This window comes from Mycobacterium sp. 1274756.6 (assembly GCF_001668625.1).
Taxonomy (GTDB): Bacteria; Actinomycetota; Actinomycetes; order Mycobacteriales; family Mycobacteriaceae; genus Mycobacterium.
Map to the genome: position 1 here is coordinate 1 of NZ_LZLJ01000074.1, position 2,899 is coordinate 2,899.

Genomic DNA, 2,899 nt, shown 5'->3' on the forward strand with positions numbered 1-2,899 from the left:
GCCGGGCGCAAGGGCCAGAAGGGCATCGAATGGTGAGGCCGGTCCGCGCCGCGACCGGCCCGCGGTAGGGCGGGGCAGTGGCGCCCACCCCGGCCGTGGTGATCGCCGCGCCCGCCTCCGGATCCGGAAAGACCACGGTCGCAACGGGTCTGATGGGGGCGCTGCGTGCGGCCGGGCACCGGGTGGCCGGGTTCAAGGTCGGGCCGGATTTCATCGACCCCGGCTATCACGCGCTGGCCACCGGCCGGCCCGGCCGCAACCTCGACCCGATCCTGGTGGGGGAGAACCGGATCGGCCCGCTGTACCGGCACGGCGCCGCCGGCGCCGACATCGCCGTCGTCGAGGGCGTGATGGGCCTGTTCGACGGCCGCATCGACCCGGCGGCCACCGGCGTGGCGGCCGGCTCCACCGCGCGGGTCGCCGCGCTGCTCGGGGCGCCGGTGCTGCTGGTCGTCGACGCGCGCGGCCAAAGCCACAGCATCGCCGCCCTGCTGCACGGCTTCACCACGTTCGACCCGGCCACCCGCATCGCCGGGGTGATCCTCAACCGGGTCGGCTCACCGCGGCACCGGGCGGTGCTGGAGTCGGCCTGCGAGCAGGCCGGTGTGCCGGTGCTCGGCGCCATCCCCCGCGACACCGAACTCGCCGTCCCCAGCAGGCATCTGGGCCTGGTCACCGCCGCCGAACACGGCCGCGCCGCCGCCGCCGCGGTCGCCGCGATGACCGCGCTGACCGCCCGCCACGTCGACCTGGCCGCGGTGGCGGCGCTCGCCGCCGCCGCACCGGCCGGCCCGGCCTGGGACCCGCACACCGAGGTCGGCCCGGCGGCGGGCCGCCCGGTCGTCGCGCTCGCCGCCGGCAAGGCGTTCAGCTTCGGCTACCCCGAACACGGTGAGCTGCTGCGCGCGGCCGGCGCGCAGACCACCGAGTTCGACCCGCTGGCCGAGCCGCTGCCGGCCGGCGCCGCCGCGCTGGTGCTGCCCGGCGGCTTCCCCGAGCAGTACGCCGCGGAGCTGTCGGCCAACACCGGGCTGCGCCAGCAGGTCGCGACCCTGGCCGGGCGCGCCCCGATCCACGCCGAATGCGCCGGGCTGACCTACCTGCTCAGCGAGCTGGACGGGGCACCGATGTGCGGGGTGCTGGCCGGGGCGGCGCACTTCACCGACCGGCTCACCCTGGGCTACCGCGACGCGGTCGCCGCCACCGACTCCCCGGCGCACCCGGCCGGCGCGCGGGTGGTCGGCCACGAGTTCCACCGCACCGCGGTGACGTTCGCCGACGCCCCGGCGCCGGCCTGGCTGTACCGCGGCGCCGACGGGGCCACCGTCGCCGACGGGGCCGCCGGGCCCCGGCTGCACGCGGCATACCTGCACACCCATCCGGCCGGCGCGCCGCAGGCGGTGGCGCGCTTCGTCGCGCACGCGGTTAGGTTGGCCGGGTGAGCGAGCAACCGAGTGAGAACGCCTACCTGGTCGGGCTGCGGCTGGCCGGCCGCAAGGTCGTCGTGGTCGGCGGCGGCAACGTCGCCCAGCGGCGCCTCGGGCTGCTGGCCGCCAGCGGCGCCGACGTGCACGTCATCACCCGCGCGGCCACCCCGGCGGTCGAGGCCATGCCCGGCATCACGCTGACACTGCGCGACTACCGCGACGGGGACCTCGACGGCGCCTGGTACGCGCTGGCCGCCACCGACGACCCGGCGGTCAACGCCGCCGTTGTCGCCGAGGCCGACCGCAGGCAGATCTTCTGTGTGCGCGCCGACATCGCCGTGGCCGGCAGCGCGGTCACCCCGGCCACCGTCGACCACGCCGGCCTGCTGATCGGGGTGCTCGCCGGTGGGGAGCACCGCCGCTCGGCGGCGATCCGCTCGGCGATCGCCGAGGCGCTGCAGACCGGCGCGGTCAGCGTGCACAGCGCCGACGCCGCCCCCGGCGGGGTGGCGCTGGTCGGGGCCGGCCCGGGCGACCCGGAGCTGATCACGGTGCGCGGGCGGCGGCTGCTCGCCGAGGCCGACGTGGTGGTGGCCGACCGGCTGGCCCCGCCGCAGCTGCTCGGCGAGCTGGGTGCCCACGTGGAGGTCATCGACGCCGCCAAGATCCCCTACGGGCGGGCGATGGCCCAGGACGCCATCAACGCGGTGCTCATCGAGCGGGCCCGGGCCGGCAAGTTCGTGGTGCGGCTCAAAGGCGGGGACCCGTTCGTGTTCGCCCGCGGCTACGAGGAGGTGCAGGCCTGCGCCGAGGCCGGGATCCCGGTCACCGTGGTGCCCGGTGTGACCAGCGCCATAGCGGTGCCCGCGCTGGCCGGGGTGCCGGTCACCCACCGCGCGGTCAACCACGAATTCGTGGTGGTCAGCGGCCATGTGCCGCCCGGCTCGCCCGAATCGTTAGTGAATTGGGACGCATTGGCGAAGATGTCCGGCACGATCGTGCTGCTGATGGCGGTCGAACGCATCGAGCAGTTCAGCGCGGCGCTGCTGGCGGGCGGTCGACCTGCGGAAACCCCGGTGCTGGTGGTGCAGCACGGCACCACCGCCGCCGAATACACGCTGCGGGCGACGCTGGCCGAGGCGCCGGAAAAGATCCGCGCCGAGGGGATTCGGCCCCCGGCGATCATCGTGATCGGACCGGTCGCCGGCTTCGGCGCTTAAACTCTTCTTAATATTACTGTAGGGTAGCCCGCTATGACGGCTCTCAACGATGCGGAGCGGGTAGCCCGGATGAACGATGTGAGCAGGTTCTACCCGGCCTGGCTGCCCTCCTACCGGTTCGTGGCCGCGGTCATCGCCATCGGCGGGATGCAGCTGCTGGCCACCATGGACAGCACGGTCGCGATCGTGGCGCTGCCCCGCATCCAGGACGACCTGGGGTTGTCCGACGCCGGGCGCAGCTGGGTGATCACC

The 2,899-nt window shown here is 75.2% G+C and carries 2 protein-coding genes and 1 pseudogene; all 3 read left to right on the top strand.

Features of this window, described 5'->3' with window-relative positions; translation table 11 throughout:
* The first annotated feature begins 77 nt into the window (after window positions 1-77).
* The gene (locus A5643_RS11540; protein WP_066855240.1) at window positions 78-1,442 is read left to right on the top strand and encodes a cobyrinic acid a,c-diamide synthase CobB; all 1,365 of its coding nucleotides are present in this window, start codon (window positions 78-80) and stop codon (window positions 1,440-1,442) included.
* Window positions 1,439-2,647, top strand: a complete 1,209-nt coding sequence (gene cobA / locus A5643_RS11545) for a uroporphyrinogen-III C-methyltransferase (RefSeq protein ID WP_066855243.1) — start codon at window positions 1,439-1,441, stop codon at window positions 2,645-2,647. The genes A5643_RS11540 and cobA overlap by 4 nt, the downstream gene beginning before the upstream one ends.
* A 33-nt stretch (window positions 2,648-2,680) precedes the next feature.
* Window positions 2,681-2,899 (top strand): annotated as a pseudogene (locus tag A5643_RS11550) (MFS transporter); the annotation flags it as partial.